This window comes from Paraburkholderia sp. J63 (assembly GCF_905220245.1).
Taxonomy (GTDB): Bacteria; Pseudomonadota; Gammaproteobacteria; order Burkholderiales; family Burkholderiaceae; genus Paraburkholderia.
In genome coordinates this window covers 26,734-46,830 of record NZ_CAJMZF010000024.1, presented here as the reverse complement: position 1 = coordinate 46,830, position 20,097 = coordinate 26,734, and the positions used below count along the sequence as shown (strand labels likewise).

The window sequence follows — 20,097 nt, the reverse complement described above, 5'->3', positions numbered from 1 at the left end:
TGAAGGATTTGAATCGTGCCCGCGCGCGCGGGTCATCAGGATAACGAACCGAACGCGCGTGGCATCAACCACCCCCATCAATAACGCGAAAGCTGGCTGCCGTTCACCTGAACGCGGTCGCCGGGGCGCAAGTCGCCCGGCGAGGGCACGTTGAACGAGCGCATCGAGCCGTCGCTCAACTGCACGTCGATGCGGTAGCCCGCGGGCTGTCCCATCTGCTGGCCGATCTGATTGCCCGCATAGGCGCCGCCGAGCGCGCCGATGACCGTCGCCGCGTCGCGGCCATGACCGCCTCCGAACTGATTGCCGACCACGCCGCCAACCAGCGCGCCGACCACGGTGCCCGCGATGCCCGACGCGCCCGTTGCGCCCTGGATTGGGCTGATATTCGAAATCGTGCCGTACTGCGCGGCGTATTGGTTGCCGTACGGATTGCCGTATTGGCCGCCAGATTGATTGCCGTATTGCTGCGAGTCGTACTGCCCGCCGTACTGGCCGTTGTTTTGTGAGTCATACGGCTGTTGAGGCGCGGGAGCCGGTGCCGGTGCTGCATAGGCGGGTTGCTGCTGCACGGTGCCCGGTTGCGCATAGGCAGGCTGCCCGTATGCGGGCGCCTGGGCCGGGTAGCCGGGCTGCGCGCCATAAGGCGCATAACCGGGCGCGACGCACGCCGACAACGAAAGACTTGCGGCAACGGCCAGGGCGGCGATCAGGGTGGAGCGGGTAGAGAGCATGGGCATCGAGGTGTTGTATGCATCGGCGTCGCGTGATGCGCGGCGAGCAGGATCGGAAGGCGGATGCGCCGGAGTATAAGGAAAGCCCCTCGGCGCGTGCGTGACCCACGGGTAACAACGTGTAAAGTCTGTTGCCGGGTGAATGGTGTGGACTTTTGTGAGCCTTCATCTGCCGTGGTTTTGAGGCGTATTTCCCCGCCCTCTTTATGCAACTAACTGCCTAGTCCGTTCGGCCACCACGAACACGAAAATCCGCGCCACAAACATGCGCATGTGAAGCACAAAGCAGGCAAGATCACGCGGGCCCGACGTCGTGCGCGCAGATACGGCCATATGTGACGGAATGATCCATTCACGACGCACTACCGAGGCACTCACTTGCTCATTTGATCAACTGCGCCGGCGGCGTGGCATTCGCGGATTTCGTCCGACCTTAACGCGTGCGAGCCGCAGCGCCTTGCCGGGCGGGCTGCCTGGCGCGGGGCGCATCGCAACAACCGGTTGCCGCCGTCGGTGGCTCTGAATTGGCACGGTGATTGCCTTACACGGTGTGCCGGCGAGGTTCGGTGCAATACATCGAGGCACCGTGGCGGGCGCGAAGGAGACGATGATGGACGGGACGAGACAGTCGCTGCGGGCCATAGCAGACAAATGGCTTGCATTGCAGCCCGATACGCTGGTCGAGATCAGGCGATGCGCGCATGGGCGCAAGAACGGCTACGGGCACACCGGCAAGCGGCGCTGCGTCTATATCCGCACCCTTGGCGCCGCGAACGCAGTGGGGCTGTTTTTCTTCCGCCACGACGACGGCGCGTGGTACATCTTCCCGCCCAGCGACGTGAGCCCCGTCGTGCGGATTTTCGGCGAGGCGGCCTGAGCCACGAGCCGCGCTCCATTCAAACCCGCGGGCCGCGACTCCTGAAAAGAAAAAACCACGGGGCATTCGCTCATTTCGACACATTCAGCGCTCGCTCGCGTGCTGAACTCTGAGCGGCAGGCGCAGCGTCGTCGCGAAGCACAGCACATGAAACGCGGCGAGCACCGCGAACGCCGTCACGAAGTCTTGGGGCCGCGCGCCCGCGAGGCTGCGTATCGAGAGCGCGAGCGCCATCGCGAGCAGCGTGTTCGCGAGCGGACCGCCCATGCGCTGGGCGATGTTGAGCGCGGTGTTGGCCATGGCGAGGCGCGCCTTCGGCATCGACGCATAGGCGGCCGAGATCGCCGGCACGCTGATGGTGCCCTGGCCCAGGCCGGAAACGAACAGGCACGCGACGGTCCAGGGCGCCGAGTACGCATGGCTCGACATCCAGACGAGCGCGAGCGCGCCGAGCGCAGCGAGCAAGGCGCCGCCCGCCGCGACCGCGCGGCAGCCGAAGCGTTCGGTCAGAAAGCCGAGGAGTACGAACGAAACCATCATGCCCACGCCGATCGACGCGACAAGCCAGCCGGCCTGCGCGGCGGAGAGGCCGCAACCGGCGATCAGGTACAGCGGCACGGCGAAGACGCGCCCGAACAGGATGCCGTTTGCGAGGCATTGCGTGATCGCCGCCGCGCGGAACGTGCGGTCCGCGAAGATCCGCACGTCGATCAGCGCGGCTGCGCCGTTGCGCAGCGAGTGGCGCAGGAATCCCGCGAGCAATCCGGCGGCCGCGACAAGCGCCGCTTTGCCTGCGCCGTGCGCGGCATTCTGGAGCCCGTAGACCAGCGCGACGAGGCCCGGCGAGATCAGCGCGAAGCCCACGCCGTCGAAAGGGCGCCGTTGCGCGGGCGCGGTGTCGCGCGCAAGCAGCCGCGCAGCGAGGGCGACGCCGAGCGCGCCCACGGGCACGTTGATGAAGAAGAGCCAGGGCCAGCGCGCGCGGATGAGGATCGTCCCGGCCAGCACGGGGCCGAGGATGGGGCCGAGCAGAATGGGCAGCGTCGCGTAGCCCATCACGCGCTCCATGTGCTTGCCCGCGACGCGTCCGATCATCATCTGCGCCATGGGGGCCAGCACGCCCGCCACGAGCCCCTGCAAGACGCGCGCGCCGATCAGCTCGCCGATGCTTTGCGCGGCGCCGCAGAGCACCGAGGCGAACGTGAAAGCCGAAAAGCAGAAGACGTAAAGCCGTTTCGCGCCGATGCGGTCCACGAGCCAGCCGTTGAGCGGCAGCGTGAGCGCCATCGCGAGCAGATAGCCGCTCACGATCCACTGCGCCGCGGCGATGGAGGCGTCGAGCTCGTGGCCGATGGTCGAGAGTGAGACGTTGACGAGCGTCGCATCCATCTGCGCCATGAACGAGCCGATCGAGACCACCGCGGCGACTTTCCAGACCGACGGGTCGATCCGTCCGCGAGCGTGGGCGCGTTCGTGCGTCTCAGTCATGTTCCGCGGGTCTCCGAGGCGGTCATCATCGGGCAAAGGCAAAGCCTGCATCTTACCGGCCATGCTTGCCACGCCGGGGAATATCGATGTGTCAAACGCTCGTTTGGTCCACGCGGCATTCGTTGTTAGATTGCGTGCTGCGGTGCTGGCGTTGCGTTCACGCGAGATCCGGATAGCCGAGCGCACGTGCTTCGTCGGCGCATTGGGCGATGGCGTCGTAATCGGGGCTCGAAAGCCGCACGAAGCCGCACAAGCGCAGCGCCTTTGCGCGTGGCGCGTCGGCGGTGCAGGCCAGGTCGAGCGCGTCGCGCAAACGCTCGATCTGCGCCGCCGGCAGCGCCTGCGAGGCGACGAAGGGCAGGCCCGGTGCAAGCGCCGTCGCGCCGATCGTGCGCACGTCGTGCAGCAATTCGGGCAGGGCGTCGCGGACATAGGCGAGCGTCACGCAGTCGATGGCGGCCACGTCGGCCACGCCCGCGCCGAGCGCGCGCAAGGCGTTCAGATGCGAGCCCACCCACGCGACCGAGGAAAAGAAGCGGCCTGCATGCGCATACGGCGCCACGGCGCGGCGCAGCGCGTTCATGCCGCTATGCGAATCGCGGCCGTTGCAGGCGGCGCGCAAGCCGCGGCAGGCCGCGAGCGTAACGGCGCCTTGCGACGCGGCGCGCGCCGAGACGACGAGCGTGCTGCGGTAATACGCGCCCTCGCAGCCTTCGGCGTCGAAGGCCGGCGTCGCGAGCAGTTGAACGGCGTTTGCGAGGCCGAGCACGCGATACGGGAAGCCGCATGTTTGAGAGAGCAGCAGGTCGGGGCGGCGCCATAGCGCGAGCAGGTCGCTGCCGGGATCGTCGAGCACGGCCACATCGCGCGGGCCGCCCGCCTGCGCAAACGCTTCGAGCGTGTCCTGGAGCAGGGCGCGCCAGAGCGCGCCGTGTTGCGGCGTGACGTTGTACATCGGCAGGGCGGCGATCCAGCGGCTCATTGCGCAAGCTTATCGTAGAACCCAGGCAAGGGCGGGCTGCTGTGCCCGCCGTGTGAATCAGGCGAACCATGGCTGAATATATCGACCCGGAGCATGCGCAGGACGTGGCTGCACTCGAGGCAAGCCTGAGCGCGCGCACCGAATGGCCAACCTGGCTGGTGATCGGCGCCGTCTATGGCGGCTGGGCCGCTGTCGTGATGCTCGTGCGCGCCCACGCGCTCTCGCTGGGCGCGGCCACGCCGCTCCTCGTCGGGCTGTGCGCCTGGCATATGTCGATGCAGCACGAGTTGTTGCACGGCCATCCCACCCGGTTCGGATTCCTGAATAAATTGCTGGGCTACCCGCCGCTCGCGATCTGGTTTCCCTATACGCTCTATCGCGACACGCATCTCGAACATCATCGCGACGAGGCGCTCACGCTGCCAGGCCTCGATCCCGAGAGCAACTACGTGCCCGCCGCGCGCTGGCAGCGCTGGCCGGCGTGGCGCCGCGCCTTGTGGCACGCGCGCAAGCGCTTCGTCGGCAGGATGGTGGTGGGGCCGCCCATGAGTGCCGCCGCCGTGCTCGCGGCAGCATGGCGTGCGCTGCGCGAGCGCGACCGCCGTTACGCGCCGATGTGGGTGGCGCATCTGCTGTGCGTCGCCGCATTGCTCGCGATGCTCGATCGCTGGGCCGGCGTGCCGTGGTGGTACTACCTGCTCGCCGTGACCTGGCCCGCGCTCTCGCTCGCGACCATCCGCTCGCTCTACGAGCATCGCGCGGCGCCCGATCCGAAGGCGCGCATCGCGATCAACGAGGCGGGCTTCGTGATGCGGCTGCTGTTCCTCAACAACAACTATCACCTCGTGCACCACGACTTGCCCTCGCTCGCCTGGTATTGCCTGCCGCGCGCTTACCGGCTGCGCCGCGACGCCTATGCGGTCAAATGCGGGCATTTCGTGATTCGCGGCGGATACCGCGAGCTGCTGCGCCTTTACGCGTGGCGCGCCACCGATGCGCCGGTTCACCCGTACTGCGAATAGCGCAACGGAGCCTGTAACGCAGCCCATAACGCAGCGCATAATGGTGCAGGGTTGGCCCCTGGCAGGAACGTAGTCCCATGCGCTGCACGAACCCCGGATTCGCGCGTCTGGACGCACCAGGCGATGCGCCGCCGTGGCGAGCGTATTCGTCTGGAGAAAGACCTTGCGCTGCGAGTCCGCGCAGGTCTCTCGACCGGCGAAGCCGTCGTGCGCTCGACCTGCAGCGGCCGAGGAGGTGGCACATGGCGACGAAGCAAACAAGAAGCCACGAGCACGCGGCGCCCAAGCCGGTCGCGCTGGCTTTGCAGGGCGGCGGCATGCACGGCGCCTTCACGTGGGGCGTGCTCGACCGGCTGCTCGAAGACGGCCGGCTCAAGATCGACGGTGTGAGCGCGACCAGTGCGGGCGCGATGAACGGCGCCGTGCTCGCATACGGCCTGCTCAAGGGCGGCGAGCCAGGCGCGCGACAGGCGCTGCACGACTTCTGGCAAGCGATCTCGGAGTCGGCCGAGCGCTACAACCCGCTGCGCTGGGTGCCCTGGCTCAAAGGCACGCACAGCTTCGGACTCGATCATTCGCCGCTCTACGCATTCGCGGACATGATGCTGCGCGTGTTCTCGCCGTACCAGTTCAATCCGCACAATCTGAATCCGTTGCGCGAAGTGCTCGAAAGCCAGGTCGACTTCGCGGCGCTGCGCAAAGCGTGTCCGATTCCGCTGTACCTGTGCGCGACCAACGTCGAAACCGGCAAGATCCGGCTGTTCACGGGCGACGATGTCTGCGCCGATGCCGTGCTCGCCTCCGCCTGCGTGCCGACGCTGTTCCAGTCGGTGATGATCGACGGCGAGCACTACTGGGACGGCGGCTATATGGGCAATCCGGCCATCTATCCGCTGATCTACCACGGTCACACCCGCGACGTGATCATCGTCCACATCAACCCGCTCGTGCGCCGCGGCGTGCCGGTCACGGCCGCCGAAATCCTCAACCGGATCAGCGAGATCAGCTTCAATTCCTCGCTGATGCGCGAAATGCGCGCGATCGCGTTCGTCACGGAGCTGATCCAGCAAGGCAAGGTCGACCGCAACGAGATGAAGGAAATGCTGATTCATTCGATTCGCTCGGACGCCGCGATGTGCGCGCTCAGCGTGTCGAGCAAGTACAACGCCGATTGGGGCTTCCTCTGCGAGCTGCGCGAGAACGGGCGGCGCGAGGCCGATGCGTGGCTGATGCAGCACTACGCGAATATCGGCCAGCGTTCGAGCATCGATATTCGCAGGGAGTTTCTCTGAGCATCGCGGCGGCGGCGCTTTGTGCATGGCATTCGCCGCGCGCGAAAGGAGCACGGATGGACCGCACGCAAGCACGCTTCGTCTCGCTGTGGTCGCGCAACGGCGGCGCGCGCGCCGGGTCCGTTTATGCGGAGCTCGCGCAATGCTATGGCGAGCCCGTGCGCCACTATCACACCTTGCGTCACGTGAGGCGCTGCCTGCGCGATTTCGATTGCGTTCGCGACGCGATTCCCCATCCCGACGTCGTCGAGCTCGCGCTGTGGTGCCATGACGTCATCTATGTGCCTGGCGCGCGCGACAACGAGCAACGCAGCGCCGACTGGTTCCTGCATTGGGCCGGCGACCGGATCGCGATGCGCGAGCGCATCGCCGCGGCGATTTTCGCGACCCGCCATACCCGCGTGCCGGATGAACTCGACGAATGCTACGCGTGCGACATCGACCTCGCGGCGCTGGGCGCGCTGCGCCGCCGGTTTCGCGAGGACGGCGTGCGCCTGCGCGCCGAGCGCCCCGATCTCGACGCGCTCGCGTATGACCTGCGCGAGCGGAAGATTCTGGGCAGCCTGCTCGCGCGGCCGCGTATTTATCTGACTGACTATTTCTATGCGCGCTGCGAGCAGGGCGCGCGTGCGAATCTCGCGTGGCGGCTTGGTTTGCCGGTGCCGGCGTAGCCGGGTAAACGAATGAAGGGAGTGGTTTTTGAAAGCCGTGGAGGGGGACGCAATTTCATTAACGCCGCTTGTCGAGCGAAGGCGCCCTCGATTCAAGCGATAACGGATTCTCCACCGGCAATGGCTTGCCGGCGAACGCCTTGCGATACTGGTTCGGTGCGCGCGCTGTCGATCAAGGCCGAGTACCACGCGCCGCTGTTCGATGGGCTGGCGTCGATTCCGCTCATGGAGCCCGGCGATACGGTCTTCTGGCACAGCGACGTGATTCACGCCGTCGAAGACGCGCATCGCGGGAGCGGCTATAGCAACGTGATGTATATCGCGTCCGCGCCGGCCTGCGCGAAGAACGACGCGTACCTCGCGCGCCAGTTGCCGGGTTTCCTCGCAGGCAAGAGCCCGGCCGATTTTCCGGCTGACGATTTCGAGGTGGATTTTGCCGGCCGCGCGAATGCCGACGACCTCACGCCGCTCGGGCGCGCGCAGATGGGTTTCGATCGATGAAAGCCGCGCTGCGCGGCCCGGAACCCCCACTCAAAATCCCCACTCAGAACCGGTTGCCGAGCTGGAAGTAGATGTTATAGGTGCCGCCCGGTGCCATCGCGAAACCCAGGTACACCGGGCCGATCACGGTCGTGGAGCCGACAAAGACGCTCGCGCTGGTGAGCCAGGGGCCGCGCGCGAAGCGCTGGGGCATGTTCCAGACGTTGCCGGCTTCGAGGCTCGCGCCTGCGAACACGCCGCGCAGCGGCCCGGTATCGGCCTTCGAGAGCTGGGCGAATCCGGTGGCGCGTCCGTAGAGGATATAGCCGCCGCTGAACTCGTCCTGTGCATAGGCGGAGAGCCGCTGAAAGCCGCCCAGGCTGAACAGGTACGCCTGCGCGCCGCGGTTGCCGCCGAACTGTCCGCCCGCCTCGATGGCCGCATTGACGCTGTAGATGCCGTGGCTCGCCGCCCAGAGGCCGCGCATCGACGCGACGTTGTAGCTGCCGTCGTCCTGGCTCAGGCTCGCTTGCACGGTGGTGTCGAGATAGAAGCCGTGGCGCGGGAAGACGGGGTCGTCGAGTTGATCGATCTTCAGGCCAAGGGTGCCGACGGTCTGGGTCGTCGAGTCCGACGACAATGCGGTGGCCTCGTAGTTCACGTCGCCATTGCCGTCGTCGGTCGCGGTCAGCGCAGACGAGCGTGGATGATAAGCAGTCCATACCTGCGCGACGCCCGCCCGTACCATGCCCCAGGTGCCGAGCGGCACGCCGAGGTCGATACCGGTGCGCACTTCCTGCTGCACATACGAGGCGAACGGCTGGCTGTCGGTTTTGTCGTCGCCATAGAGGTTGACGTCGTTGCGCCGGATCGATGCATAAGGCGCGACGTACACGTCGCTGCCGAAAACCGGCTGGCGCAGCTCCGTGCGCCAGCCGAGATCGCGGCTGCCGAGCACGATGTCGTTGCGCCACGAGAGCCCGCTCTCCGTGATCCACGGCAGGCGATGGCCGATCTGCAGCGTGAAGGCGCCGTCGCCATTGAAGTTGGTCGAGACGCCAAGGCCGAACAGCAGCAGATTCGGCCCCCAGCTTTTCGCGCTGGCGTCCACGCGCAGCGTCCGGTCGCCGGGCGGCCCGCTCAGCGAGTGCGAGACGCTTTCGAGGTCGGCGGCGTTGACGAGACGCGAGAGGTCGCCGTCCACGGCGGCGGCGTCGTAGACGTCGCCCGGCCTGGCGTGCAGCGCCGCTTGCACGCGGCTGGCGGGCACGTTGCCGTGCGTGACCACTTCGACGTGGTCGATGCGCGTGCCCGGCGGCAGGAAGGCCTCGTGCGAGAGGCCCGCGCGATACGACGCGTATTGGGCGTCGTCGAGCGAGAGCGCGGCGAGCTGCGAGTCGTGCCCGCGCGCCGACGCGGTACCGGCGGCGACGCCTTGCTGCATGGCGCCGAAGTCGCTGAACGAAAGATTGCCGAGATCCGGTTCGAGCAGCACGTCGGTCGGGCGCAGCGTCGCTTTTTGCTCGAGCACGTTGCGCGTCATCATCAGGCGGATCATCTGCGACGTGACGCCCGCCATCGACGTGATCTGGTCGGCCGGTTTGAGCTGCGTGCCGATATCGACGGCAATCACGATATCGGCGCCCATCTGCCGCGCGATGTCGATTGGCAGGTTCGACACCGAGCCGCCGTCGATCAGCGTGAGGCCGTCGATCTTCACCGGCGCGAAGAGGCCCGGCACCGCCATGCTCGCGCGGATGGCCTGCGGCAGCGATCCGCGGCTCAATACGACCCGGTCGCCGGTTTCGAGATCGGTCGCCACAGCGCGATACGGGATCGGCAGATGGTCGAAGTCCACGTCGGCGGGGATCTGGGCCGTGTTGGCGCGCAACAGCGCGGTGAGCTTGTTGCCCTGCACGAGGCCGCTCGGCATCTTCAACTGGCCGTTGCCGAAACCCACGGGCATGCCGACGGGGTAGGCGAGGTTGTCTTCGCGCATCGACTGCGGCAAGTCCTGGCGCGCGTCGCGGTCGAACGCGACGTCGTTCAGGTCGAGCGTGGAGAGCGCGCGTTCGATCTGGTCGGCGGACAGGCCGCTCGCGTAGAGGCCGCCGATCACGGCGCCCATGCTGGTGCCCGCGATGCAGTCCACGGGCACGTGCAGCCTTTCGAGTTCGCGCAGCACGCCGATGTGCGCATAGCCGCGCGCGCCGCCGCCCGAGAGGGCGAGGCAGATGCGCGGCCGGTGCGGCGTGGCGGTAGCAGGATCTGTCTGCGCGGCGCGTGCGACGGACGCGAACAGCAGGCCCGACAGCGCGAGGCACGCAAGGCGAAGGAAGAGCGGAGAAGCGGTCACGGGTCCTTTGTCTGGCTGGCGGCACAGCCAGGGGGCCGGCGCGGAGCAGAAGTCTACGAACTGGAATCACCGCGAGCTATCAGCCGGGGGAGAAATCCGTGGCTCTTTTAATTTGTGTCAACGCTCGTTGTGCGAGAACAATATCGAGAAAGAGGCGCGTGCTTCGCAGGCTACGCGCCTTCGCCATGCCGCCTGTTCTCTCGTTCCCTCGTTTTTTCAGCGGCCGAACAGTTCCACCGCGCCCTTATTGAACTCATCAACGAAACCGTGCTCGCCGGGCCCCGGATTGGCGCGGAACGGCTTCGCGCTTTCGACCAGAATCTCGTCCGCATCGGTGCCGAGCACCGCCATCGTTTCTTCGATGAACGCGTCGAGCGGCATCGCCTGCTCGGCCTCGCGGCTGTTCATGAGGTCGGTGCGGACCCAGGGCGGCGCGATCTCCAGCACGCGCACGGCCGTGTCGCGCAGCATGAAGCGCTGCGAGAGCACATACGAATGCAAGGCCGCCTTGGTCGACGAATACACGGCCGTCAGCGCCAGCGGAACGAATGCGAGCACCGAGCTCGTATAGGCGACCACCGCGTTGTCGCGTGTCTTGAGATGGTCGATCAGCGCCGACGTCATGCGGATCGGTCCCATGAGGTTGGTCTCGACGGTGGAGACCAGCAGCGCGTCGTCGACGTGGCCGCCCGCGTTGTCGGGCTGCATGACACCCGCGTTGTTGATGAGCACGTTCAGATCGGGATAGTCCGCGATCAGTTGCGCCGCGACGCGCTCGATGCTGGCCGGGTCCGTGATGTCGAACTCGACGGCGGCCATGCCGGGGTTGGCCGCAACGACCTCGTCGAGATAGCCGCGCCGGCGGCCGCCGACGATGACCTTGTTGCCGCGCTGGTGGAGCGCTTCGGCGAGCCCGCGGCCGATGCCCGAGGCGCCGCCCGTGATAAAGATCGTGTTGCCGCTGAGTTTCATGATGGACTCCTGACTAAATGATGCGGTGGGTTGAATCGGTAGATGAAGCAGCCGTCGACGGCGCCGGACGTGGGCGACCCCTTCGATGATCCGGCTGCCGATCCTGCCTTGCCTGACCGCGGCGGCAAAGCAGGCTATACTCAAGACAATGGTGATTGACATCGTCAATGGAGCCGATTCTGGCCGGTCGCCTGGATGATGTCAATGGTGACCACCATTGTATTTTTCGATGAAGCCGATTGGGCCGGGTCCGGCCGAAAAGAGGGAGCTATGGGCGTTTCCAGGGAGCAGGCGGCGGAGAACCGGCGCGCGATCGTGGCGGCCGCCGAGCGGTTGTTTCGCGAGCGCGGCGTGGATGCGGTCGGGCTCGCCGAATTGATGAAGGCGGCGGGTTTTACGCAGGGCGGTTTCTACAACCACTTCAAGTCGAAGGACGCGCTGGTTGCCGCCATGATGGACAAGGCGCTCGAAGAAGGGCGCGAGACGATTGCCGGCGTCATCGATCAAGCCCAAGCGTCGGGCGCCGATGCGATCGAGCAGCACATCCGGTCGTACCTCTCGTCCGAGCATCGCGCGAATATCGATGCGGGCTGCCCCTTGTCGGGGTTCGCGGGCGACGCCCGGCGGCTCGATGACGAGGCGCGCGTGGCCTACGCCCAGGGCCTCGCGACCCATCTCGAGCGGCTCACCGAGGTGATCGAAGCGCGCGAAGCGGGTCGTGCGAGAAGCGAGCCGGCGGGGCGTCGCGAAAGCAGCCGCGGGAAGGCGATCGCGCTGTTCAGCCAGATGCTCGGCACGCTCGTGCTTTCACGCGCCGTGGTGGACGTTGCGCCGGCGCTGGCCGATGAAATACTCGATGAAGGATGCCGGCAACTGCTCGATGCCACTGGCGCGCAACAGGCAGGAAGCGGGCGGCCGGGCGGGCGTGGCAAGCAGCAGCCCAGCGCCTCGAAGCCGAAGTCCGCGTGAAGCTGGATTCGGTGTTCCGCGTTGCGGGGTATCAAGAGCGCCAAGTGGGGGTTAAGCGTCGGTTAATCTGCGGAAGGTAATCTCGTGGCGCTGTTTGCAGATGCTGCGCGAGCATTCCGCACGCCGGTCACGAGGCATGGTTTGCAGACCGAACTATTGCCGAAGACAGCGAGCGTGCACGCGCGCGACGAAATCGACAACCCGACTCCCCCGACTTTGCAATGGAAGCACTCGAAGCATTGAACCGTTCGCTATTCCTCGCGATCAACGCCACGCCTGCGACGCCAAGCTGGCTCATCGATACGGCGCTTGTCATCGCGAACGATCTGATCTGGCTGGTGCCGCTCGCGCTGGTGCTGATGTGGCTCTCCGGGGACGCCCGGCAGCGCGCCGTCGCCATCCGCGCGTGCGCGGTCACGCTGCTGGCGCTGGGCGCCAACCAGTTGATCGGCCTTGCCTGGCCGCATCCGCGTCCGTTCGTGATGGGGCTCGGCCACACGTTCTTCGCGCACGCGCCCGACCCGTCGTTTCCGAGCGATCACGGGACCGTGTTCTCGGCGTTCGTGCTGACGCTGCTGCTGGGCGGCATGGTGCGGACCGGCCTGGCTGCGCTCGTCGTGGGCGTTGTGGTCGCGTGGGCCAGGATCTTTCTCGGCGTGCACTTGCCGCTCGACATGATCGGCGCATGCGTGGTCTCGTGCGCGACCTGCGCAGTGGCCGCGCCGCTCTGGAACGCGTGCGGCGCGGCGCTCACGCGGTTCGCCGTCGCGCTCTACCGCGCGCTGCTCGCGGGTCCCATCCGGCTCGGCTGGCTGCGGCCCTGAACGTGCGTAGAAGCGTTGCGCTCGGGGGAAAACCCCTTGCCGCCGCTCGCGGGCCCCGAAGGGCATCGGCCATTACTGTTCGATCAGGAACTTCGTGCGGTCCGGCTCGTCCTTGATCCAGTTCGGCGGCTTGCCGCGCCCCGACCATTCGCTGCCCGTCACCGGGTCGCGATACTTGGGCGGCACCTTGTGGGCCTTCGCCGTGGGTGCGGGGCCGCGGATTTCATCGAGCGTGATGCCATGGAGCTTCATCTTCCTGACGATCTCGTCGAGCATGTTCAGACGTTCTTCCTTGAACGCTTCCTGAAGCTGGGCTTCGAGCTGTTCGCGCTGGGCGATCAATTCTTTGTAGCTGGACATCGGTAGGGTGGGTTGACGGTAATGCCGATATTTTAGCGCGCGCGGGGGAGCGCTCGCGCAGTGCGATTCGTCGAAATTCAAGGGTGTGTCTCGCGTGCGCGCGAGCTGGAGCACTTGTCGTACGATAATCGCGGCGTAAAGCGTCATCCACCGAACGAAACGATCGAGTTGCCGCCATATTGAAACGATGAGTCGCTTTCTTCAAATCGGGCGTATTTATTGTTTGCAAACTTTATGTTCGATAAATCGATCGCATGGTCCGTTGCGGATTTTCGGCAATATCAATCGGCTTGATTCTTACTGTTATTACAAAGACTTAAAGGCGAAACGGCAGTTTTGTCCAGCTATCGCCGATAATCCGGTCAAGTTTCCCTGAGACCACCCAATCGCATTGCGCAAACAGGTCTTTAATCTGCGGATGCTTATCATTTAATCCCGTCTTGCAATAAACGATACGCCGGTGATATAAACCGAGCCACGCAGCCAATTTCCGCCGTAGCGCTCACACCGTAACGCTCAATTACGTGGACGAGAAATGCGTGGAATTTGCGTCTTGGAGGCGCGGTCATTCTCGCCGGCACGGTGCCATCGGGCGTCTATGCGGCCTGCTCGTCCACGGCGCCGGCAAGCAATACGACCGTGACCTGCAGCGGCGCGGGCGTTCCGTCCGTCGTGGCGGCGGCGGGCAGCAGCAACGTCACGATCAATCTCGACAGCACCGCAACGGGCAATTACGCGCTCGCGAGCACGCCCACGCCGTTTTCGGTCGACACGTCGAGCGCGATCACCAATAACGGCCAGCTCGCGCTCTCGGGCAACGGCACCGGTGTCGGGAATCGCGGCGCAATGCTGCTCGGCGTGAACGACGGCAACACGATCACCAACGGCGCGACCGGCGTCATTACCACGACGGGCGCGTACAACGACGGCCTCGCCGCGAACGGCAACAACAACACGCTCGTGAACAACGGCAAGATCGTCACGAGCGGCGCGAATTCGTACGGCATGACCGCGGCGTGGGGGCAGAGCAATCTGGGCGCATCGGGCAATCTGCTCGTCAACACCGGCACGGTGACCACGTCGGGCAGCAACGCGCGCGCGACTTCGATTCTGGGCGGCAGCGGCACGATCGAGAACAGCGGCACCTTGACGGCGGCAGGCCGGGACAGTCCCGCCGTCTACATGCAGGGCAACAACGACACGCTCGTCAATAGCGGCACGATCCAGACCACGGGCACGGCATCGAGCAGCGGCAGCGTGGACGCCGTCGTGTCGAACACGCTAGGCAGTTCGTTCACGGCGACGATCACGAACGCGGCGGGCGGCACGATCGTGAGCAACAACGGCATCGGCGTGCGTTCGACCAACGGCAATACGACGATTACGAACGCGGGGCTGATTCAGGGCGGCGGCGGCACGGCCATCAAGAACGGCAATGGCAACGACACGCTGATCCTGCAGACGGGCTCGCAGATCGTGGGCACGGCCGATGGCGGCGGCGGCAGCAACGTCGTGCGGCTGCAGGGCAGCGGCACGGCATCGAACGCGTTCGTGAATTACCAGAGCCTGACGATGGAGGGCGATAACTGGACGTGGGCCGGCACGGGCACGTTTTCGACGGCGCTGGTCCAGACCGGCACGCTCGATCTCACGGGGACGCTCGGCACGAGCACGGCCTCCGTGGTCGCGACCGTCAACGGCGGCGCGACCTTGCAGGCGAACGCGTCGAACCTGCCGCTCCCGGTGACCGACAACGGGCTCGTGCGCTTCCAGCAGGACAGCGACGGCGCCTATACGGGGCTGATCGGCGGCGCGGGCGCGGTGGAGAAGACGGGCGCGGGCACGCTGACGCTCACGCCATCGGCCTCGGGCGGCAACGGCTACTCGGGCGGGACGACCGTCACCCAGGGCACGCTGTCCGTCGCGGCCGACAATGCTCTGGGCACATCGACAGGACCCCTGACTTTCAACGGCGGCACGCTGCAGCTCGGCAGCAGCTTCGATCTTTCGGCGAGCCGCGCCATTTCGGTCACCGCGAACAACGGCACCATCGACACGCAGGGTTTCAATTCCACGATTGCGCAGAACATCACCGGCGCGGGCTCGCTCACGAAGCTGGGCGCCGGCGTGCTCACCGTGAACGGCGACGGCAGCTATACGGGCGGCACGAACGTGAACGAGGGCACGCTGATCGTGGGCGATGGCGCGGGCGATCCGCCTGCGCTGTCCGGCGGCGGTCCGGTTGCGGTGGCGGCGGGCGCGACGTTCGGCGGCTATGGCAGCGTGACCGGCGACGTCACGAACAACGGCACGATTGCCGTTGCCAATGCGCTCGCGAGTCTCGCGGGCGGCGCGGCCGGCAATTTCCAGATCAACGGCAATCTCGCGAACGCGGGCCTCGTCCAGCTTGCGGCAGCGGCGTGGGCAATACGCTCACCGTGGCGGGCAACTACGTCGGCCAGAACGCGACGATTGCGCTGAACACCTATCTCGCCGGCGACGGCGCGGCGTCGGACAAGCTGGTCGTGAGCGGTGGCGCGGCGAGCGGCGCGAGCACGCTCAACGTGAAGAACGTGGACGGACCGGGCGCCGAAACGCTCACGGACGGCATCCAGGTGGTGCAGGCCGCGAACGGCGCCACGACGAACACGGGCGCTTTCTCGCTTGCGGGCGGGACGATCAAGGCCGGGGCTTACGAGTATTACCTCGCAAAGGGCGGCCTCAGCGCGGGGACGGGCGAGAGCTGGTATCTGCGCAATACGATTCCGGCGTTGGTGGAGCCCACGTCGCCCACGAGTCCGACCTCGCCCGGCCCTCCCGGCGTCCCGACTGCGCCCACGCCGCCGACGACCCCGCAAACGCCGATCATTGCGGCGCCGGGCACCCCCGCGCCTATCGCCGAGGCCGTGCAGGACGCCGAAGCCGGTGCGGAACCGGGCGCAACGGTGCCGGTCTACCGCCCCGAAGTGCCGCTCTATGCGGAAGCGCCGAGCGTCGCACGTCAGTTAGGCATCCTGCAGATCGACACCTTCCACGACCGCCAGGGCGAGCAGAGCCTGCTGACCGAAAGCGGCACGGTGCCCGCGTCGTGGGCGCGTGCGTGGGGCGCTTGCAGCAACATCGCGCAAAGCGGCGACGTCAAGCCTTCGTTCGACGGCACGGTGTGGGGCATGCAGGTTGGCCAGGACCTGTACGCCGACAACCAGCCGGGCGGCGCGCGCAATCATTACGGCTTCTTCCTCGGCTTCTCGCGCGCGGTGGGCGACGTGAACGGGCTCGCGATGGGCCAGTACGACTATGGCGCGGGCTCCCTGCAAGTCAACGCGTACAACCTGGGCGCGTACTGGATGCACATCGGCGCGGGCGGCTGGTACACCGACGCCCGCGCCATGGGCAGCGCGCTCACGGTGCGGACGCACTCGAGCGAGGACGTGGGCGGCTCGACCGACGGCAACGCGTTCGCCGGTTCGATCGAGGCGGGCCTGCCCATTGCTTTGGGGTCCGGATTGACGCTGGAGCCGCAAGCGCAACTCGTATGGCAATGGCTCGCCCTCGAAAAATTCAACGACGGCATTTCCGACGTCACCTGGAACAATGGCAATACTTTTCTGGGCCGTATCGGCGCGCGCCTGCAATGGGCGTTCGATGCGAGCGGCGTGAACTGGAAGCCGTATCTGCGCATGAACGTGCTGCGCTCGTTCGGCGCCGACGACAAGACCACGTTCGGCGGCACGACCACGCTGGGCACGCCGGTGGGCCAGACGATGGGGCAAGTCCGCATGGGGCTCGTCGCGCAACTGACGAAGCGCGGCAGCGTGTTCGCGACCGTGAGCTATCTGACGAACTTCGGCGGCGAGCACCAGCGCGTGATCGGCGGCGACGCGGGCGTGAGATGGACGTGGTGAGCGCGGCTGACGAAGTGGCGCAGCGGAGTCGAAGCGCGGAGTCAAAGCGCGGAGTCAATGCAGGATCTTCGCGAGGAAATCCCGCGCGCGCCCGGAGCGCGGCGCGTCGAAGAAGGCGTCCTTCGAATCGTCCTCGACGATCGAGCCGTGGTCCATGAAGATCACCCGGTGAGCCACCTTCTTCGCGAAGCCCATTTCGTGCGTCACGCACATCATCGTCATGCCGTCCTGGGCAAGTTCGACCATCACGTCGAGCACCTCGTTGATCATCTCGGGGTCGAGCGCCGAAGTGGGCTCATCGAACAGCATCGCGATGGGGTCCATCGAAAGCGCGCGCGCGATCGCCACGCGCTGCTGCTGGCCGCCCGAAAGCTGGCCCGGGTATTTATCGGCATGCGTGCGCAGGCCCACGCGTTCGAGCAGTTTCAGGCCCTTCTGGGTCGCCTCGTCCTTGCCGCGGCCGAGCACCTTGATCTGCGCGAGCGTCAGGTTCTCGACAATCGACAGATGCGGGAATAGTTCGAAGTGCTGAAAGACCATGCCGACCTTCGCGCGCAGCTTCGGCAGAGAGGTCTTGCGCTCGCCCACGCTCAGGCCGTCCACGCGAATTTGGCCTTGCTGGAACGGTTCCAGCCCGTTGACGGTCTTGATGAGCGTGGACTTGCCCGAGCCCGAGGGCCCGCAGACGACCACCACTTCGCCCTTTTGCACCTGCGTCGTGCAGCCGGCGAGCACCTGGAACGGGCCGTACCACTTCGAAACGTTGTCTATCGAGATCATGTCGGAAACCTGTGTATGAGAAGCGGGCGGGCGTTTCAGCGCGCTTTCGCGGCGCGGTAGCGGCGTTCGAGCACGCGCGCGTACCAGGTCAGCGGAAAGCACATCGCGAAGTAGATCAGCGCGACCATTGCGTAGATCGGGAACGGGCGGAACACGGCATTGGTGATGATGTTGCCGGTCTTGGTGAGCTCGGTCAGGCCGATGATCGAGGTGAGCGCGGTGCTCTTCACGACCTGTACGAGGAAGCCGACCGTGGGCGGCACCCCGATCTTCCATGCCTGCGGCCAGATCACGTGGCGCAATTGCTGCGTCCACGTCATGCCGAGGCTTGCCGCCGCGCCCCACTGGCCGCGCGGGATGGCTTCGACGCAGCCGCGCCAGATATCGACGAGATAGGCGCTCGTATAGAGCGTCAGCGTGACGATGGCGGCGGCCCACGGCGTGACGTCGATGCCGAGCAGCGGCAGCCCGAAGAAGCCGAGGAACAACTGCATCAGGAGCGGCGTGCCCTGGAACACTTCGACATAGCTGTTGACGAAGCGGTGCAGCACGGGCCGCTGCGAGAGCCGCATCGCGAGCAGCGCGAGCGCGGTGAGACCGCCGCCGGCGAAGGCGGCCAGCGAAAGCAGCACGGTCCAGCGCGCGGCGAGCAGCAGGTTGTACGCGATGTCCCAGGTAGTGAATTCGATCATTGCATGCCCTCCGTCTTCATCGCTGTCTTTACCGATGTGCTGGCGCGCCATGCGAACAGGCCGCGTTTGCCGCGCCGTATGCGGGCGGCCGCTGCGCCGTGCGGCAGGCGGCCCGCGAACAGCCGTGCGCCGAGCCGGTTGAGCAGCCAGCGCAGCGCGACGGAAAGCGCGAGATAGATCGCCGTCGCGACGATATAGATCTCGAACGCGCGGAAGTTGCGCGACTGGATATAGTTCGCGGCATAGGTGAGGTCCTGCACCGAGATCTGCGAGACCACGGCGGACCCGAGCATCACGATCAGCACCTGTCCCACGAGCGCCGGAAACACGTTCGCCAGTGCTTGCGGCAGCACGACGTGGACGAATAGCTGCGGCCCGCGCAGTCCCAGCGCCATCGCGGCCTGCGATTGCCCGCGCGGCACCGAGTCGATGCCGGCGCGCAGGATCTCGACGGCGTAGGCGCCCAGGTTCACCGCCATCGCGAGCACGGCGGCCTGCACCTCGTCGATATGCAGACCGAGGCTCGGCAAGCCGAAGAAGACGAAGAACAGTTGCACGAGAAAGGGTGTATTGCGGATCAGCTCGACATAGGTCGCGACCGCCGCGCGGGCCCAGCGCGGACCGGCCATGGCGATGGCCGCGCCCGCGGTGCCGACGAGTCCGCCGAGCAGCGTGGACACGGCGGTCAGGCCGAGCGTGACGCCGGTGCCGCGCACCAGCAGGCCGGCATACGTGCCGATGTCGCTGAAATCGAAGACATAGCTCATAGCGGTGCCTCGGGAGCGGAAAAGAGCGGGCGGGCGCGGCGCATCAGAGATCGGCGGGCAGCGAAGCACGCAGCCACTTCTGCGAGATGCCGTTGAGCGAGCCGTTCTTCTTCGCGCCGGCAATCGCGCCGTTCACCTTCTCCATCAGACGCGGCTCGTTCTTGTTCAGGCCCACATGATCTGGAGAACTGAACAGTGAGAACTTTTGCTCGGGATCGATCGACGGATGACGCGCGATGATCGTCGCGCCCACGTCGTTGCCCACTACGAGCAATTGCGCCTGCCCCGAAAGGAATGCGGCGATCGCGCCGTTGGGGTCGTCGAAGCGCTTGATCGTCGCGCCAGGCGGCGCCACCTTGGTCACGCTCAGATCCTCCAGCGTCCCGCGCGCAACCGCGACGGTCTTGCCCGCGAGATCGGACGCGCTCTTCACGTTCAGGTTCTTCGGGCCGAACACGGCGAGGTAGTACGGCGCATACGCCTGCGAGAAGTCGATGACCTTGGCGCGCTCCGGCGTCTCGCCCACCGAAAGCAGCATGTCGGTCTTGTGGTCGGCGAGATAGGCCATGCGGTTGTCACCGGTGACCTGCACGAGCTCGACCTTCGCATTGAGCGCCTTGCCGATTAGCGTGGCCATGTCGATGTCATAGCCTTGCGGCTTCATGTCGGGGCCGATCGAGCCGAACGGAGGATAGTCCTCGAATACGCCGATGCGCACGACGCCCGACTTCGCGATGGTATCGAGCGCATCGGCGTGGGCGGGCAGCGTGACGGCGGCGAGTCCGCCGAGGCACGCCAGCGTGGCGGCAGCGCGGGCAATCACGTTGCGTGCGCAACGATTGCGATGGGCGCGGCGGAGGGTTGGGGTCGAGGCGTTCATGGTGGGCTCCTTCGGTGAATCGGGTGTCGTGAGTCGGCGCAAATCC

The 20,097-nt window shown here is 66.3% G+C and carries 15 protein-coding genes and 3 pseudogenes; 8 read left to right on the top strand and 10 right to left on the bottom strand.

The features are described from left to right. Nucleotides 1-77: 77 nt before the first annotated feature. A complete protein-coding gene (locus tag U5775_RS23870; RefSeq protein ID WP_415913639.1) occupies nucleotides 78-734 on the bottom strand; it encodes a glycine zipper 2TM domain-containing protein in 657 nt (218 codons plus the stop codon). A 586-nt stretch (nucleotides 735-1,320) separates the two neighbouring features. Here U5775_RS23870 and U5775_RS23865 point away from each other — a divergent pair. After that, complete coding sequence (locus U5775_RS23865) at nucleotides 1,321-1,611, top strand: hypothetical protein (protein WP_322060564.1); 291 nt, start codon at nucleotides 1,321-1,323, stop codon at nucleotides 1,609-1,611. Between the two features lie 84 nt (nucleotides 1,612-1,695). On the opposite strand, the gene U5775_RS23860 is transcribed toward U5775_RS23865, so the two are convergent. Together U5775_RS23860 and U5775_RS23855 are read right to left on the bottom strand one after the other, a co-directional pair. Continuing rightward, nucleotides 1,696-3,099, bottom strand: a complete 1,404-nt coding sequence (locus U5775_RS23860) for a DHA2 family efflux MFS transporter permease subunit (RefSeq protein ID WP_322060563.1) — start codon at nucleotides 3,097-3,099, stop codon at nucleotides 1,696-1,698. Between the two features lie 157 nt (nucleotides 3,100-3,256). Further along, on the bottom strand, nucleotides 3,257-4,081 hold the full coding sequence (locus U5775_RS23855; protein WP_322060562.1) for a phosphate/phosphite/phosphonate ABC transporter substrate-binding protein: 825 nt from the start codon (nucleotides 4,079-4,081) through the stop codon (nucleotides 3,257-3,259). A gap of 68 nt (nucleotides 4,082-4,149) precedes the next feature. On the opposite strand from U5775_RS23855, the pseudogene U5775_RS23850 reads away from it, so the two are divergent. From U5775_RS23850 to U5775_RS23835, 4 genes and pseudogenes are all read left to right on the top strand, one after another. Further along, nucleotides 4,150-5,094: pseudogene (locus tag U5775_RS23850) on the top strand (fatty acid desaturase); the annotation flags it as partial. A 251-nt stretch (nucleotides 5,095-5,345) separates the two neighbouring features. Continuing rightward, entirely contained in the window at nucleotides 5,346-6,395 is a 1,050-nt protein-coding gene (locus U5775_RS23845) for a patatin-like phospholipase family protein (protein ID WP_322060561.1), read from the top strand. Nucleotides 6,396-6,451: 56 nt separating this feature from the next. Beyond that, nucleotides 6,452-7,066, top strand: coding sequence for a hypothetical protein (locus U5775_RS23840; protein ID WP_322060560.1), 615 nt, complete (start codon nucleotides 6,452-6,454; stop codon nucleotides 7,064-7,066). A gap of 156 nt (nucleotides 7,067-7,222) precedes the next feature. After that, a pseudogene (locus U5775_RS23835) lies at nucleotides 7,223-7,567 on the top strand (YbiU family protein); the annotation flags it as partial. A 43-nt stretch (nucleotides 7,568-7,610) separates the two neighbouring features. Here U5775_RS23835 and U5775_RS23830 read toward each other — a convergent pair. Next, on the bottom strand, nucleotides 7,611-9,902 hold the full coding sequence (locus U5775_RS23830; protein WP_322060559.1) for a patatin-like phospholipase family protein: 2,292 nt from the start codon (nucleotides 9,900-9,902) through the stop codon (nucleotides 7,611-7,613). A gap of 216 nt (nucleotides 9,903-10,118) precedes the next feature. Then, nucleotides 10,119-10,874 (bottom strand): SDR family oxidoreductase, encoded by a 756-nt coding sequence (locus tag U5775_RS23825; protein WP_322060558.1) that lies wholly within the window; start codon nucleotides 10,872-10,874, stop codon nucleotides 10,119-10,121. Between the two features lie 270 nt (nucleotides 10,875-11,144). Here U5775_RS23825 and U5775_RS23820 point away from each other — a divergent pair, with 270 nt between their 5' ends. Both U5775_RS23820 and U5775_RS23815 read left to right on the top strand, forming a co-directional pair. Then, entirely contained in the window at nucleotides 11,145-11,843 is a 699-nt protein-coding gene (locus U5775_RS23820; RefSeq protein WP_322060557.1) for a TetR/AcrR family transcriptional regulator, read from the top strand. A gap of 221 nt (nucleotides 11,844-12,064) precedes the next feature. Continuing rightward, a complete protein-coding gene (locus U5775_RS23815) occupies nucleotides 12,065-12,667 on the top strand; it encodes a phosphatase PAP2 family protein (RefSeq protein ID WP_322060556.1) in 603 nt (200 codons plus the stop codon). A gap of 72 nt (nucleotides 12,668-12,739) precedes the next feature. Here the strand turns inward: U5775_RS23815 and U5775_RS23810 are convergent, their stop codons facing one another. Continuing rightward, complete coding sequence (locus U5775_RS23810) at nucleotides 12,740-13,027, bottom strand: H-NS histone family protein (protein WP_322060555.1); 288 nt, start codon at nucleotides 13,025-13,027, stop codon at nucleotides 12,740-12,742. Nucleotides 13,028-13,594: 567 nt separating this feature from the next. Here U5775_RS23810 and U5775_RS39515 point away from each other — a divergent pair. After that, a pseudogene (locus tag U5775_RS39515) lies at nucleotides 13,595-16,932 on the top strand (autotransporter outer membrane beta-barrel domain-containing protein). Nucleotides 16,933-16,986: 54 nt separating this feature from the next. On the opposite strand, the gene U5775_RS23795 reads toward U5775_RS39515, so the two are convergent. The 4 genes from U5775_RS23795 to U5775_RS23780 are packed head-to-tail and all read right to left on the bottom strand — an operon-like array spanning nucleotide 16,987 to nucleotide 20,051. Beyond that, entirely contained in the window at nucleotides 16,987-17,712 is a 726-nt protein-coding gene (locus U5775_RS23795) for an amino acid ABC transporter ATP-binding protein (RefSeq protein ID WP_322060552.1), read from the bottom strand. Between the two features lie 35 nt (nucleotides 17,713-17,747). Continuing rightward, a complete protein-coding gene (locus tag U5775_RS23790; protein WP_322060551.1) occupies nucleotides 17,748-18,404 on the bottom strand; it encodes an amino acid ABC transporter permease in 657 nt (218 codons plus the stop codon). Then, the gene (locus tag U5775_RS23785; protein WP_322060550.1) at nucleotides 18,401-19,171 is read right to left on the bottom strand and encodes an amino acid ABC transporter permease; all 771 of its coding nucleotides are present in this window, start codon (nucleotides 19,169-19,171) and stop codon (nucleotides 18,401-18,403) included. Before U5775_RS23785 ends, U5775_RS23790 begins: the two co-directional genes overlap by 4 nt. 43 nt (nucleotides 19,172-19,214) lie before the next feature. Then, the gene (locus U5775_RS23780) at nucleotides 19,215-20,051 is read right to left on the bottom strand and encodes a transporter substrate-binding domain-containing protein (RefSeq protein WP_322060549.1); all 837 of its coding nucleotides are present in this window, start codon (nucleotides 20,049-20,051) and stop codon (nucleotides 19,215-19,217) included. Nucleotides 20,052-20,097 lie beyond the last annotated feature (46 nt).